Origin of the sequence: Telluribacter humicola (assembly GCF_017355935.1) — a bacterium.
Lineage (GTDB): Bacteria > Bacteroidota > Bacteroidia > Cytophagales > Spirosomataceae > Telluribacter > Telluribacter humicola.
Genome location: NZ_JAFIQT010000001.1, coordinates 2,465,273 through 2,478,526 on the forward strand (window position 1 = coordinate 2,465,273; position 13,254 = coordinate 2,478,526).

The window sequence follows — 13,254 nt, forward strand, 5'->3', positions numbered from 1 at the left end:
TTGTCTATATCTTTCCGTGATTGTCCCAGTGATCTTTGATGACCTTTCCGTTCGGGTCTTTGATGAGGGTGCGGGTAAAGCGGTAGCCTTTTTTGATGGTACCATCTTCACCCCGGTCACCTATGTACAGTAGGGTAGGATTACCCTCTTCATCAGTCACCATGGTAACATCATATCTCTCAAACCGGGCGGCAATGGTACTGGAGGGGGCGTACTTCTTATCCAACTGTTTTTGCAGCTTGGCTCCTATCTTCATGGCGTAGCTAATAATTTATATTCAACTACAGATAAAAAAATACGAGACAGCCTATTATGTAGGCTGTCTCGCTTTATAATTCACCCTCAAACGAAAAGTCGCTTTCGCTGCGTGTATAAAACCAGGCCAAGGGCTACCAGGCCCACAATACCGGCTAAACCTACCAGTCGGGTGGTTTTCTCATCCTCGGTTTCTTCCTTGGGTGGTACAAATACTACTCCGTTGGAATTAACAATGGCCGGACGATCCTTGTAGCGACCTTTGGTAGGTCTGGTCTTAACGGCAAAGTCATTGGCCAGTTCAGTGAGCTGTTCCTGCATAGCTTCGCCGCGCATGGGTTTACCATGTCCGGTTGCTACTACTTCAGGTTTCAGGTCGGCCAGTTTATTAACAGAATGTTCCGAGGCAGTCCAGTCATAGGTAAAGTAAGCCGGTGGTCCTGAAATGCACTCTGTCTGCATGAGTACCGATAAGGCTGACTCCTGCTTGGTGGTCACAAAAGCATCACCCGCTATGAGTACTTTATCCTTTTCGCGCCACAGGCTAATGTGTCCCGGTGCGTGACCTGGTGTATGTATATAGCGCCAGCCTTGTAGCCCGGGTACCTTGTCATTATTGGGTAGCTGTTCCAGCCGGTGTTTTATATTGATAGGAGCTTTGGGATAAAGATCAGCCATCCAGGCCATCATACCACCGCCCACGGTAGGGTCTGGTGGTGGGTAAGATGATTTGCCGGTCAGGTAAGGTACCTCCATCTCGTGAGCGTACACCTTTACATCCCATTGTTCGGCTAGTTCTTTCAGAGAACCTACATGATCAAAGTGACCGTGGGTAAGTACAATGGCTTCCGGGCGGCTATCTTCGCCGAACAGCTTCCGGGCCATTTTTTTGATTTTGGAAGCTGATGTTTTAAGACCTGCATCCACCAGTACCCAGCTTTTATCATACTGGTTCTGGATCATATAGACATTGACAAAGTAATCTTTCAATCCCCAGATGCCATCTGCTACTTCAAAGTAAGCTTCTTTCGAAGCCGTCATCTCTTGCTCCATAGTTCTGCATTTACATTTTGTACAACGTTTCGTATATAGATAACAGAAGTTAAAAAAGTATGCCATCCCGTTGCTGCCACAGTAGTTGTGGCTATTGAAATGTATGAGAGAGGGCCGGTCGAGACGCAGGGGGGGGATGAGGTTGCTAGTCGTCCACCTATACAATTATCGAAAACTCTTCCAGGTAGCGGAGTACAGCTCGTTCTTTGGCTTTGGCTTCCAGCATCACATCGACGTCCTGTCCGTAGAGATCAATGTACTGGTATACGTAGTCGGCATGGGCAACTTCGCTTACCAGTTGGTCTTCAAACTTCTTTCGTGAACTCGAGTAGTGCACTACGGGACGGATGTCTTTGGGCCAGGTACTGGCAGCCGTGAGCATGGCTTCCTCTTCGCTCCACCCACCGGTACACAACTGATGATGGAGGTAGTCAAATACCAACGGTATACCCGTGCGCTGATGAATTTCCAGCAGGTCGCGGGTAGAGAACATATTACCCTTGTCGTCGTTTTCGACGGTCAGGCGGGTACGGGCGGTGTCGGGTAGTTGCAGGTAGTTCTGACAAAAACGATCAATGGCCGAAGGCTTATCGCCGTAGGCTCCTCCTACGTGCAGATTGATTTTGGCAAAGGGGGTACGCGGCAGCCCGATCATATCCATGACTTCCCCGTGCTGACGTAGCTCCTTTATGGTTTTTTCGAGTACACTGGCATCTTTAGTCGCCAGTACATTAAATGGACCGGGATGATAAGTGAGACGCAGGTCGTGCTGTTTTGCTCTTTCACCAACTCGCGCCAGTACAGTCTTTATCTCTGCGATATCGGGCATGTCTTCAAACTCGTACTCGCTCATCCAGGGGAACATGTTACTGCTCATTCGGTACAGCAGGATATGGTTCTCAATGTTCCAGTCGATAACCTGTTCCAGGTCCTGGACATTCTTGAGCGACAGCTCCGAAGCATAGGTTATACCTTTTTCCTGAAAGGTTTTTTTGATCATCTGACGACTGACCTGGACCTTCTTCTCAGCTAAGTACATGTTTATACAGGCATAACCTATTCGCATATCATTCTCTTTTTGTGTGGGTACTACTGCTGTACAACGGGTTGTGGTAGCCGTAGGTTTGACTAAATCAGGTGTTGCTGGCGGACCGTTGGTTGTAGTAGTCTTTGAGTACTTTTTTACTTTCGGCTACCGCTTCGCAGGCTCGCTGATAAAGTTGTTGATCACCATTCTTCATATGTTCAAGGAGAGTGGCACTCTCATGTACGAATATCTTCCCGAACGGCTTGTCATGCTGCACGATATCCAGGCAGTTGTCGATCAGGTCGGCGTACTTGATAGTCTGAGCCAGCGGATCGGCTTTTCCTAATCGTTCGGCTTCGCGGTGGCGTCGCTTCTTGCGGTTCAGGTGTGGATAGGCCTCCTTTGTAAACTCATCCGTCAGGTCTTTCACCAGCCGGTAGGTCAGGTCTGCTTCCTGTTTGTCCATCACGGTGTGCAGGTACTCCATAAGTTGGTGGGGAGTAACGGGCGTATCTTCGAGAACATCATGCAACAGGGCTGCCGCCAGTACCGCGTTGTTATCGGTGTATTCCCTGCACAGGTTCATGACCGCTACCGGATGAACAATGTAAGGAAGCCCGCTGTACTTCCGGGTTTGTTCGCCGTGAGCCTCCGCGGCATAGTGTCGGACTTTTTCAAGTACTTCCATCCGCTCCTGTTAGTACGAATAAGTTACCAATTATTCTATAACCAAATGGTTTTAGCCACTTTACCAGTTGCAGATCTGTCTATACTTCTTCGTTATTCTTCTTTTTCTGTTGTCCCTGAAAGTACAGGTAAGCCAGTACGGCAGCTACGATGGCAATTGCTATTAATGGGATATACATAGGAGTATTATTTTAAGATTAACAAATACAGGCTAAAGCTAAAAAATTATGCCTTGAGCCCTTTTTGTCTGTTACCTTTGTGGCGACACAGCGAAGCAGACGCTTTGATTTCAACATCCCAATTACATCATCACAACAATGAAAAAACTGGTAAGTCTTTGTTTATTAATACCCTTGTTTATTGGAGAGGCCTGGGCCTGGGGCCAGACCGGCCACCGTGTCGTAGGCTTTGTAGCACAGCATCACCTCAAAAACAGCGCCCGCAAGAAGGTCAACCAGATCCTGAATTTTAATTCCCTGGCTGAGGTATCTAACTGGATGGATGATATTAAGTCAGATACCGCTTATAATCATACCCATGACTGGCACTGGGTGACGATCCCGGAGGGAACTATGTACGAGCAGACGGAGAAGAATCCAAAGGGAGATATCATCATGAAGCTGGAAGAGATTGTAGCCGCGCTCAAAGCCGGTAACCTGCCCGCCGCTACAGAGCAGGAGTACCTTAAGTACATGGTGCACCTGGTTGGCGACCTGCACCAGCCACTGCACGTAGGCGGTAAGAACGATACCGGAGGTAATGCCGTAAAGGTACAGTGGTTTGGACAGCCCTCTAACCTGCACCGGGTATGGGACAGCGATATGATCGACGGCAAGAACCTGAGCTACACCGAACTCGCGGGCTTCCTGGGACAGCCTAGCAAAACCCAGATCAAAGAGTGGCAGTCGCTGTCGATTCGTGACTGGGCGTATGCCTCACAAAGTCGGGCTCCACAGGTATACAATATTCCTAAAGATGGTCGCCTGGGCTATCGGTACTCCTACGAAAACTTCGATACCGTACAGATATGCCTGCTGCAGGCGGGTGTACATCTGGCAGGTCTTCTCAACGAGATCTACGGATAACAAAAAGGCCACCCGATCGGGTGGCCTTTTTGTTAAGAATCTTTTCCCAGGTCTAAGATGGTCTCTCACCCGGGACCGGTATCTCAGGCTCCGGATTCTGGTCCGGCTGGGTAGGTATTGGTTCAATGGGGGATATACCTGGATCAGGATCCCAGGTTGGATTTTCTCTCGGGATATCCGGTGCCGGTATCTCTGGAGCCGGTGCAAAAGGAGGCGTTTCGGGCGGTGCTCCGGGCGTAGGTATACTGGGGGTAGTGGGGGGGAATGCTGCTGTTTTCATAGCCTTATGCTGTTTGTTATGATACCTTTATCGGTAGTTATGTCTATACTTTATCAGCCTGTCAATCAGGTACTGGCTCACCTACCTATCGGGTAGTACATGGGTAGTAATCTGGTAAAACAATAACTGGGCGTAGTCGTAAATTGATTTAGATTTTTTAAAATATTTAATAAAGAATGGCAGCCACACGCCCGATTGCTTAAAAAAATAGAGTAAAATTGTACTCTAAGCTATAAGTGTAACCCTTAATACCATTTTAACTAATAGTCATGTCTAATGTCAACCAAACTGTACGTGTCCTGGTAGTAGGATGCGGCAACATGGGTGCCTCTCACGCACAGGCCTATAAATCAATCGAAGGTTTTGAGATCTGTGGAATTGTATCCACCGGGAAAAGCAAGGAAGTTCTCAATGAGAAACTGGGCGGCGGTTATGAGCTTTTCTCAGATTACGAAGAGGCATTGAAAGCTACCAAGCCTGATGCGGTTTGTATTTCAACTTATCCCGATACACACGAAGCCTACGCGGTGATGGCGCTGGAACAAGGCTGTCATGTATTCATCGAAAAACCCATTGCTGATACCGTGGAAGGTGCCAAACGGGTAGTAGAAGCCGCCCATAAAGCGGATAAGAAGCTGGTGGTAGGGTATATCCTGCGCCATCATCCTTCCTGGGAAAAGTTTGTGGAAATAGCTCAGGATCTGGGCAAGCCGCTGGTGATGCGGATGAACCTGAACCAGCAGAGCCACGGCATCATGTGGAATGTACACCGTAACCTCATGAAGAGCCTGAGCCCAATCGTAGACTGCGGCGTCCACTACATTGATGTTATGTGCCAGATGACCCGTTCGAAGCCGGTTCAGGTAAGTGCCATCGGAGCGCGCCTTACCAATGATATTCCTTCAGACAACTACAATTACGGTCAGCTTCAGATTCGTTTTGAAGATGGATCGGTAGGCTGGTATGAGGCCGGCTGGGGCCCTATGATGAGCGAAACGGCCTTCTTTGTGAAAGATGTGATTGGGCCTAAGGGCTGTGTATCTATAGTAGCCAAGGAAGCAGGTGGAGCCGGAAAGTCTGATAACGTAGACTCGCACACCAAGACCGAGTCGCTGCGTGTACATAAGGCGGACCTGAATGGAGACAACCAGTTTGTACAGGAAGATGAGTGGATCAACCTGACCGACGAGCCGGACCACCAGGAGCTTTGCAACCGGGAGCAGCGGTACTTCCTGAAAGCTATCCAGGAGAATGTGGATCTGACGGATCACATGCAGGATGCTGTTAATAGCCTTCTGATTGCTTTTGCCTGCGACGAGTCAGTTCGTACCGGTGAAGTAGTCCGTCTGGATGCCTGATTTATCCTGATTCAGTACAACAGAAAAGGCCAGCTGAGAGCTGGCCTTTTCTGTTGGTATCCGGGTTACCGAAGTACTACATGGTAGTATCAAAAGATTGCTGAATAGTCTGTGCCCGGTTAAGTTGTTGTTCCATCGTAGCTATTCGGGAGGAAGCCCAGTTAATAAGCTCCTGGTCGGAACTATCCATGGCATGCTGCCTCAGTTGTTCGATCGTCCGCTGGTGCGATTGAATGCTCCAGTCGATGTAGGCCCTATCAAAAGCAGCACCAGTAAGGGCTGACAAGCGATCATAGTCCGCTTTATTGATCGTACTCAGTGCCGACGGTAGGGGTATCTTCTTCTGGTTGGCTAAACGAATGAGATCAGTGGAGGCCTGATTAAAATATTCTGACATTGTTCTGGAGTACTCTTTCACATCCTGTGACTGGGCGTTGTTTTGAACCAACTGTCCCAGTCGCAGTCCCATCAGGTTAGTTTGGGCGGCCGCTACTGCAAAGTCTCTATCCACCCCAGCTACTACACCAGTAGTATCGCTATCATTTCTACATGATGTAACGATCCACAATCCAGCCCAAAGCAGTAAATTCCATTTTAAATATTTCATACAGTTATTTCAGTAGTTATAAATCATTTTGTTTGATACAAGAGATATATCAGTAGCAAACTATCAAATAACTGTACCACCAGGTATGGTACTTAAGCAGTCAGGGGCAGCCCCGATGGCTGCCCCTGATCCTATGAATCTACTATCTAAGTATAGATGTTTGAGAAAGCCAGCTAGTTCATAGCTGCCCGGATTGTCTGCGCTCTTTCCAGTTCCTGACGTAGTATGGGAAGCTTGCTGGATGCCCAGGAGCGGAGCTCATTATCCTGTCCTTTTCGTACCTGTTGTTCGAATATATCCAACGTTCTACGCCGGGAATCTATAATAGTCGAAATAAACTTCTGGTTAAAATTCGCTTCAGTTGCATTGAGCAGCTGATCTACCTCTGGTTGGGAAGTAAGAGCTTCCATTGCAGGCAGAGTCAGCTTTTTTTTCTCAACGAGGGCGTTAAGTTCTTCGGAGATACTGTTCCCATTTCTAAGAAGGATTTCGCCAAAACGACGTACTTCGTCAGTAGTCGCCCGCGTTCTGGCAACCTGACCTATCTGCATGTCCAGTTGATTTCGTAGTACGGCATTTTCCAGAAACTGACGGTCAGTAGCTGCCACAACATTATCATCCATTGGGGTACAGGCGACTGTTGCGATCAACCCTGCCAGCATCATCAAATAAGTTAACTTCCTCTTCATAGCTATCAATCATTTTAGGTAAAAAGATACCTAGCCTTAGTGTGTGTATCTTACTATCTTATACCTAAAACTGTACCTGCTTGTAGCCTCTCTGTATGTATATGCTCCCAGACTGTTATTTGAAAGGTAATTTCTCATTTTATGCAAGATAAGCACCGGAAAATACAAGTACCTGATTTGTTTTAATATTATTAAACAGAAATATAAGTCCCATTATTTCAGCATGTTGCGGGGAGATGTCAACAGGTGTATGGTTAGCAGTTACTGAGGCAGGGGTAATATATAGGTATAATCATCAAAAAGGTCGGCTACTGTAGCCGACCTTTTTGATGAATAAAACGTAACTCAGTTTTATTGTTCAGTCATTTCTTCATTCATAGTTTCCTGAATTGACTCTACCATCTGCTGGTTTTGCTCCAGGGTAGTAATTCGGCTGGATGCCCAATTCCGGAATTCGGCATCACTGGTAGCATCCATATGCGCACGAAGCATATCTATGCTTTGCTGATTGGAACGAACAGCCCAGTCAACATAGGCAGAATCGAAATCAGCACCCTGCAGAGCAGCTAGTCGGTCATAGTCCTGCTGATTCATAGTACCCAGGGTAGTAGGAAGAGAAATATTTCTCCGACCAGCCAGGTCAGCCAGATCTGTGGTTGCTGTATTATAGTACTCAGCCATCGCAGTCGAATAATCTTTGACATCCTGAGACATAGCATTAGCTTGTACTAATTGTCCGGTACGTACTCCCATTAGGTTGGATTCTGCTGCTGCCACTGCAAACTCCCTGTCCACCTCAGCAACCATGTTATCGTCGTCATTATCGTTGTTACACGATACGGCCATAAACATACCTGCCAAGAGCAATAGATTCCACTTAAGCTTTCTCATAAAGGTTAACATTAAATTGAGTAATAGATACTTGTATGCACATATATTGGTACAATACAGCACCTACCCGGTAAATAATTATGCCATTTAAAGACAAGGCTTTAAGATTACACAAGAATACCTGCCTAAACAGGTAATGCTACGCAGGGAGAATAAGTGTCTGGGAGTAAATTGTTGAGAAAAGTCAACAGGTGGTTTATCGGCACTTTGTCCTGCATAATCCCCTGTTTAGGTGTGGAAGGTGTAAGTAGTTGTCATACAGTGAGTAACAGTATGTGTGTCTTCTCTGCTGTATTGCCGTCAACATGTTATTTTCAGGAGAGTACCAGCTGTACAAGCTTATGCGGGCAAGATGTATTGCCGCCTTAGGACTATTAAGGGACCTATTGAAGAAGGTGTCAGAGTGATAAGCTCCGAGAATGTATTACATAGAAGTGAATGGAAGTGGTCGTACGGGGCACCCACATCCAGCAGCCATGGAGCGGCTTTGTACCCGACTGCACCCGCAGCGCCTACAATAAGTACATACGCAGATGGATGGGAGATGATTTACCTACTTATCCTCCTTTCTTACAAGCGGTTGCGTCCAGGCAGTTTCCAGGTCACCTTCCTGAAATGGATTTTCCTGTACCTGGGTGGAGATGATCCTGGCGCGTACGTACAGGTCTTTTGGAGAAAGGGTATAACTGGCGCGGGTACCTTTCACCTCCTTTAGAAGTACCCGCTCACGGGCCTGTACGGTAGCCGATGTACCCGCGCCCAGTGGTCGTGCTCCCCAAAACTGGATCTTGTAACGGGTACGGGCTTCGGGAGCTACTTTCACGCTAAGCGTATTATGATCAGTATGAATATCTTTAAGAGTCACCCCCGTAGTAGCGTAGAAATCACCTCTTTCCATGGCAGCTATGAGGGAGTCCGGCGATAGCTCAGTTGCTCTAACCATGATCCAGCCCCGGCCGGGGTTGCTGAGGCCCACCTTGTACTCGAGGTAGTTGTGCGAGTCGTCGGTAGCCAGCCCATACAGGGGAGGTTTGCCATCTTCGAGGTACCGGACTAGCAGCTGGTCCCATAGCTCTTCCATCCCGACCGTGACCGAGTCGCCATAATTATGCACGTGCGGGTGGCCGTTGTACACCTCAAAGAACCGCTCCCCCCGTAGCTGCATCATATCTTCGGCCTTGATGGCCCAGCCGAAATTGGGGTGGTTGATGTGCGGAAACATGGGCTGTCCCGTCTGCTCCCGCTGTTCGTACACCGCATCCAGATTGTTCTGCATGACTTCGGCGACGCTATTACCACCCCGTGGCTTCACAAGTTCCTGTACGTTGATGGCGTTCATATGGATAGGCTTTCCAAGATACCCATCTGTAATCTCTTCTGCTTTGATGATCAAAAACTTACCCTTCTCCTCAAACAGTGGCCTGAATTCATCCAGCTTTTTCAGCTTTACACTGGTACGTCCCGCCGAATCCGTCCGGTAATTGACCCATTGATCACCGTACTTCTCCAGGTACTCCCGGAAGCGACGCTGACGAAACGGGTGGGTAGGGATCTGCTTCCAGTACTCTTTATCGGCCAGTACATTGTGATCCGAGAGGGCTATGAAATCATAGCCGCGGGTCTTGTACCAGTCCAGGATCATCTCGGGGAAGTCATCACCGTCGCTCCAGTACGAGTGGGTATGGGTGTTGCCTTTGTACCAGCGGGTTTGCTGAGCCAGGGCTCCGGTAGCAAGCAGCAATAAGAGGATGATCCCCGGGAAGCGCATGATCAGGTAGGTTAGTTGTACTTTATATTTTTTTACTAAGGCCGGATGATGGTACCATCATCTTTCCGGACCTGCCAGTTCGACTTGGTAGTGATCGGGTACTTAGCCGCCTCTTTTTCATTAATATCTACACCCAGCCCCGGTACTTCATTGACCGACATGTAGCCTTTGTTCATGGTAGGGCAGCCGCTGAATACCGCCATCATTTTATCCGAAAAGCTCACCGCCTCCTGTATCCCAAAGTTCCAGACGGCCAGGTCAATATGGGCGTGCGCCGCGTGCCCTACTGGCGACACATCACCCGGTCCGTGCCAGGCAGTACGTACATTAAACCACTCGCCCAGCCGGGCTATCTTCATAGCAGGTGTAATCCCACCAATCTGCGATACGTGACAGCGGATGTAGTCGAACAGGTGTTGCACCATGGGTTCTTTGAACTCATTGATGTTGTTGAACAGCTCACCCATAGCTATAGGTACCGTAGTCGTTTGACGCAATTGCCGGAACCAGCTCATGTTCTCAGGGGAGAAGGGATCTTCAATAAAGAATGGCTGGTACTGTTCTACCTGCTTGATGAGGTTAATAGCATCCATGGGCTGTACCCGCTCGTGGATGTCGTGTAGTAGCTCGACTTCATCGCCGCACCGCTTCCGCACTACGTCGAACATCTTGGGTACTGATTTGAGGTACACCCGCTCGTTCATGTAGTTGTCAGTTTCACCCCCAAAACCCGCTGTTTTAAAATCGGGCTGCTGGTTGATACTACCTACGGCTCCATAACCGCCCTGCTGGATGCGTACGTACTTGAAGCCCCGGTCTATGATGCTCTGCGCACTTTCGGCTACTTCTTCGGGCGTTTTTCCGCCAGCGTGGGTATAGCAGGGAATGGCGAATCGGGCTTTACCGCCCAGGAGCTGGTACACGGGCATGTTGGCCCGCTTGCCCTTGATGTCCCAAAGTGCCTCGTCCAACCCGCTGAGGGCGTTGTTGAGTACGGGGCCGTTGCGCCAGTAGGAGCTCACGTACACAGACTGCCAGATATCTTCAATGTTATCGACGTCTTTACCAATGACCAGGTCAGGCAGGTAGCTGTTAATAGCCGTTACTACGGCAGCGGCCCGCTGGGTGAAGGTAGCGCAGCCCAGGCCGTATAGGCCCGGTTCGGTAGTCTCCACCTTTACGACGATGAGGTTAGAGCCCTGCGGGGCGGTAGCAATGGCCTTGATATTTTTAATTTTAACCGGCGCCATACCTTTAGCATAGGCCGGAGTAGTTGCGTGTTCACGGGCTTCGGCAGGGGTATTCAACAATCCGAGGATGCCGGCAGCCGAGCCCAGACTTAACTTTTTGAGTATATCGCGACGGGAGGAGCCGGTGGGCTCATCGGAGGAGGTAAAGGTTGAATGCATAGGGGCTTAGGTTTATAGCTAAAAGGGGGAGGAGAGGGGAATCTACCAATACGGGCAGGTGATGATGCATGTAGGCATAGTGTGTCTCCCAGCCATTCAGGGAGTTAGTAGGTTGTTTACTGACGCTGCTTTTAGTGTGGAAGGGGGAACGTACACAGGCTGTCAGGGATATCAGGCGATCCAATCGTCCTTTTGGAGAGTATCTCCGGATAATTTAATTTTATTGTTACATTATTATATATTTATTGAATTTTTTACTCTACACAGTATTTCTCCACCATGAAAAAGGTATCCTTTGACGATAGGGCTGCGGTTGAAAGTATCAGGGAAGGAGACTTACAGGCTTTCACGGCGGTCTATCATGAGTATCATCGTTACCTTTTTCATTTCTCTCTTAAATTTTTAAGCTCTACCCAGCTGGCTGAAGAAGTAGTTCATGATGTGTTCCTGAAAGTGTGGGAGAATCGCCAGGGACTCAACGCAGAGCTGTCGCTGAAAGGGTACCTGATCAAGATCTGCAAGAACCAGGTACTGAATCTGCTGCAAAGAGCCAACCGGGAGCAAGCCATTATGGAAGAGATTATGCGCTCGGCACTGACCGGACATAACGAAACCGAAGACGCTATCGTGGCGGCTGATCTGGAAGTACACGTAGACCATCTTATTTCTCAGCTTCCGGCCCAGCGGCAAAAGATATTCCGGATGTACCGGTTTGACAATATGAATACGGACGAGATAGCTACTGAACTGGATATCTCCCGGGGTACCGTCAAGGACCACCTGCTGAAGGCTAACCGTTTTCTCCGTAAGTACCTAACTACTGCTACGCACATCCCTCAGGATGTTTCGTTACTGCTACTGGCGTTGCTGAGCTTTTAATCGTCAAATAACCATTTATCTGATTTCCATCTTTCCTATCTCCCTGCTTCCGGGGCCATTTCAGCTATATTTTAGCATTAAATAAATATTTTTTTGAAGGAGAGCATGTCTGCCTACCTGATTCTTGGTATTAGTAATATAAACTAAGCATCATGAAGGACGAGCTCTACATTAAGAGACTGCTGGATAAGTACCTGGCGAAAGAATGTACCGAAGCAGAAATTAAAGAGTTACTAGCCTGTCTGGAGAGTCCGGAGGGGAAGCAGGTACTGGCAGAGATAATGGACGAGGAGGCTGCACAGCTGGAGGTACTTAACCTGGAAGTACGGCCCGACGTATCGGATCGGATGCATAGCCGACTCATGCAGAGTATCGAACAGGCAGAGGTTCCGGCGCCAGTGTACCGGTTACCCATTTACCAGCGTAGAAGCTTCTGGCAACTGGCGGCTGCCTTTGTAGGGCTGCTGCTGCTGGTAGGTGTAGGTATGTATGCGCTTGATCAAACCGGTAAGCAGACCTATACCACGGAGGTAAGTCAGAAGCGGACGGTACTCTTGCCGGATGGTTCGCGGGTAATCCTTAATTCGAGTTCAATGATAACCTACACAACCCAGTGGCTGGGAGAGGAGGCCCGTCGGGTGGAGCTGGAAGGAGAGGCTTTCTTTGATGTGAAGCATGATAGAGAGCGTCCCTTTTATGTAAAAACGGCGCGCGCCGAGATCAAAGTACTGGGTACTGCCTTCAACGTGCGATCCAGCAGCAGCTCTAATACTTTCGAAACCACCCTCATTCGGGGTAAAGTAGTGGTGAAAGATCTATGTGCCCCGGAAAGGCCGGAAACGGTACTGAAACCCAACGAGAAAGCTGTACTGAGTAACGAACTGGCCCGGATAAAAACAACCAAAGCGGAGCCCGAGCCGGCTAGCTATTGGCAAAAAGGGCAGCTGGTATTTGAGGATGAGCCCATCCAGGTTATCGCAGAGGAACTGGAAAAATGGTACAATGTACAGATTGAAATTGAGGAAGCTTCGAAGGATTGCCGTTTTCACCTGAACGTAGAAAAAGAAACGCTACCGGATGTACTCCGGCTTTTTGAGAGCCTGACCGGCGTCCGCCCCATCATCAGCGGAAACCAGGTCACTCTCAAAGGAAAGCTATGCGATACTAATAGACCTAACTAAACCACGAAGTGCCTATTGAGCAGAAAATATTCCGAAGGTACCTGCGAACAGGGAGTTTGTTCCGGTAGAAAAGTTCGGATGCTAT

The 13,254-nt window shown here is 48.6% G+C and carries 14 protein-coding genes; 4 read left to right on the forward strand and 10 right to left on the reverse strand.

Annotated elements, in window-relative coordinates; translation table 11 throughout:
• Positions 1-4 precede the first annotated feature (4 nt).
• The 4 genes from JUB14_RS10555 to JUB14_RS10570 form a co-directional block, all read right to left on the reverse strand.
• A complete protein-coding gene (locus JUB14_RS10555; protein ID WP_207505814.1) occupies positions 5-256 on the reverse strand; it encodes a hypothetical protein in 252 nt (83 codons plus the stop codon).
• 86 nt (positions 257-342) lie between these two features.
• The gene (locus JUB14_RS10560; RefSeq protein ID WP_229367628.1) at positions 343-1,308 is read right to left on the reverse strand and encodes an MBL fold metallo-hydrolase; all 966 of its coding nucleotides are present in this window, start codon (positions 1,306-1,308) and stop codon (positions 343-345) included.
• 157 nt (positions 1,309-1,465) lie between these two features.
• The gene (uvsE, locus tag JUB14_RS10565) at positions 1,466-2,374 is read right to left on the reverse strand and encodes a UV DNA damage repair endonuclease UvsE (protein ID WP_207505815.1); all 909 of its coding nucleotides are present in this window, start codon (positions 2,372-2,374) and stop codon (positions 1,466-1,468) included.
• Positions 2,375-2,441: 67 nt separating this feature from the next.
• Positions 2,442-3,023, reverse strand: coding sequence for an HD domain-containing protein (locus tag JUB14_RS10570; protein ID WP_207505816.1), 582 nt, complete (start codon positions 3,021-3,023; stop codon positions 2,442-2,444).
• A gap of 316 nt (positions 3,024-3,339) precedes the next feature.
• Between JUB14_RS10570 and JUB14_RS10575 the strand changes: the two genes are divergently transcribed.
• Positions 3,340-4,107, forward strand: coding sequence for a S1/P1 nuclease (locus JUB14_RS10575; RefSeq protein WP_207505817.1), 768 nt, complete (start codon positions 3,340-3,342; stop codon positions 4,105-4,107).
• A gap of 52 nt (positions 4,108-4,159) precedes the next feature.
• On the opposite strand, the gene JUB14_RS10580 is transcribed toward JUB14_RS10575, so the two are convergent.
• Positions 4,160-4,387 (reverse strand): hypothetical protein, encoded by a 228-nt coding sequence (locus tag JUB14_RS10580; RefSeq protein ID WP_207505818.1) that lies wholly within the window; start codon positions 4,385-4,387, stop codon positions 4,160-4,162.
• A 269-nt stretch (positions 4,388-4,656) separates the two neighbouring features.
• On the opposite strand from JUB14_RS10580, the gene JUB14_RS10585 reads away from it, so the two are divergent.
• Positions 4,657-5,745, forward strand: coding sequence for a Gfo/Idh/MocA family protein (locus tag JUB14_RS10585; protein ID WP_207505819.1), 1,089 nt, complete (start codon positions 4,657-4,659; stop codon positions 5,743-5,745).
• Positions 5,746-5,821: 76 nt separating this feature from the next.
• On the opposite strand, the gene JUB14_RS10590 is transcribed toward JUB14_RS10585, so the two are convergent.
• From JUB14_RS10590 to JUB14_RS10610, 5 genes are all read right to left on the reverse strand, one after another.
• Positions 5,822-6,352: a DUF4142 domain-containing protein gene (locus JUB14_RS10590; protein WP_207505820.1), complete on the reverse strand. Its 531-nt coding sequence runs from the start codon at positions 6,350-6,352 to the stop codon at positions 5,822-5,824.
• Between the two features lie 173 nt (positions 6,353-6,525).
• Positions 6,526-7,041, reverse strand: coding sequence for a DUF4142 domain-containing protein (locus tag JUB14_RS10595; RefSeq protein ID WP_207505821.1), 516 nt, complete (start codon positions 7,039-7,041; stop codon positions 6,526-6,528).
• A gap of 351 nt (positions 7,042-7,392) precedes the next feature.
• Positions 7,393-7,932 carry a DUF4142 domain-containing protein gene (locus JUB14_RS10600; RefSeq protein WP_207505822.1) on the reverse strand — a complete coding sequence of 180 codons (540 nt, stop codon included), beginning with the start codon at positions 7,930-7,932 and terminating at the stop codon, positions 7,393-7,395.
• 553 nt (positions 7,933-8,485) lie between these two features.
• Positions 8,486-9,700 (reverse strand): CehA/McbA family metallohydrolase domain-containing protein, encoded by a 1,215-nt coding sequence (locus JUB14_RS10605; RefSeq protein WP_207505823.1) that lies wholly within the window; start codon positions 9,698-9,700, stop codon positions 8,486-8,488.
• Between the two features lie 35 nt (positions 9,701-9,735).
• The gene (locus JUB14_RS10610; protein WP_207505824.1) at positions 9,736-11,109 is read right to left on the reverse strand and encodes an enolase C-terminal domain-like protein; all 1,374 of its coding nucleotides are present in this window, start codon (positions 11,107-11,109) and stop codon (positions 9,736-9,738) included.
• 279 nt (positions 11,110-11,388) lie between these two features.
• Between JUB14_RS10610 and JUB14_RS10615 the strand changes: the two genes are divergently transcribed.
• A complete protein-coding gene (locus JUB14_RS10615; protein WP_207505825.1) occupies positions 11,389-11,988 on the forward strand; it encodes an RNA polymerase sigma factor in 600 nt (199 codons plus the stop codon).
• A 152-nt stretch (positions 11,989-12,140) separates the two neighbouring features.
• Positions 12,141-13,169 (forward strand): FecR family protein, encoded by a 1,029-nt coding sequence (locus tag JUB14_RS10620; protein ID WP_207505826.1) that lies wholly within the window; start codon positions 12,141-12,143, stop codon positions 13,167-13,169.
• Positions 13,170-13,254 lie beyond the last annotated feature (85 nt).

Bases quoted from the DNA above. Each gene is read 5' to 3' on its own strand.
- JUB14_RS10585 (WP_207505819.1), top strand. From the start codon at position 4,657: ATGTCTAATGTCAACCAAACTGTACGTGTCCTGGTAGTAGGATGCGGC.
- uvsE (WP_207505815.1), bottom strand. From the start codon at position 2,374: ATGCGAATAGGTTATGCCTGTATAAACATGTACTTAGCTGAGAAGAAG.
- JUB14_RS10580 (WP_207505818.1), bottom strand. From the start codon at position 4,387: ATGAAAACAGCAGCATTCCCCCCCACTACCCCCAGTATACCTACGCCC.
- JUB14_RS10600 (WP_207505822.1), bottom strand. From the start codon at position 7,932: ATGAGAAAGCTTAAGTGGAATCTATTGCTCTTGGCAGGTATGTTTATG.
- JUB14_RS10555 (WP_207505814.1), bottom strand. From the start codon at position 256: ATGAAGATAGGAGCCAAGCTGCAAAAACAGTTGGATAAGAAGTACGCC.
- JUB14_RS10575 (WP_207505817.1), top strand. From the start codon at position 3,340: ATGAAAAAACTGGTAAGTCTTTGTTTATTAATACCCTTGTTTATTGGA.
- JUB14_RS10605 (WP_207505823.1), bottom strand. From the start codon at position 9,700: ATGCGCTTCCCGGGGATCATCCTCTTATTGCTGCTTGCTACCGGAGCC.
- JUB14_RS10615 (WP_207505825.1), top strand. From the start codon at position 11,389: ATGAAAAAGGTATCCTTTGACGATAGGGCTGCGGTTGAAAGTATCAGG.
- JUB14_RS10560 (WP_229367628.1), bottom strand. From the start codon at position 1,308: ATGGAGCAAGAGATGACGGCTTCGAAAGAAGCTTACTTTGAAGTAGCA.
- JUB14_RS10620 (WP_207505826.1), top strand. From the start codon at position 12,141: ATGAAGGACGAGCTCTACATTAAGAGACTGCTGGATAAGTACCTGGCG.
- JUB14_RS10570 (WP_207505816.1), bottom strand. From the start codon at position 3,023: ATGGAAGTACTTGAAAAAGTCCGACACTATGCCGCGGAGGCTCACGGC.
- JUB14_RS10590 (WP_207505820.1), bottom strand. From the start codon at position 6,352: ATGAAATATTTAAAATGGAATTTACTGCTTTGGGCTGGATTGTGGATC.
- JUB14_RS10610 (WP_207505824.1), bottom strand. From the start codon at position 11,109: ATGCATTCAACCTTTACCTCCTCCGATGAGCCCACCGGCTCCTCCCGT.
- JUB14_RS10595 (WP_207505821.1), bottom strand. From the start codon at position 7,041: ATGAAGAGGAAGTTAACTTATTTGATGATGCTGGCAGGGTTGATCGCA.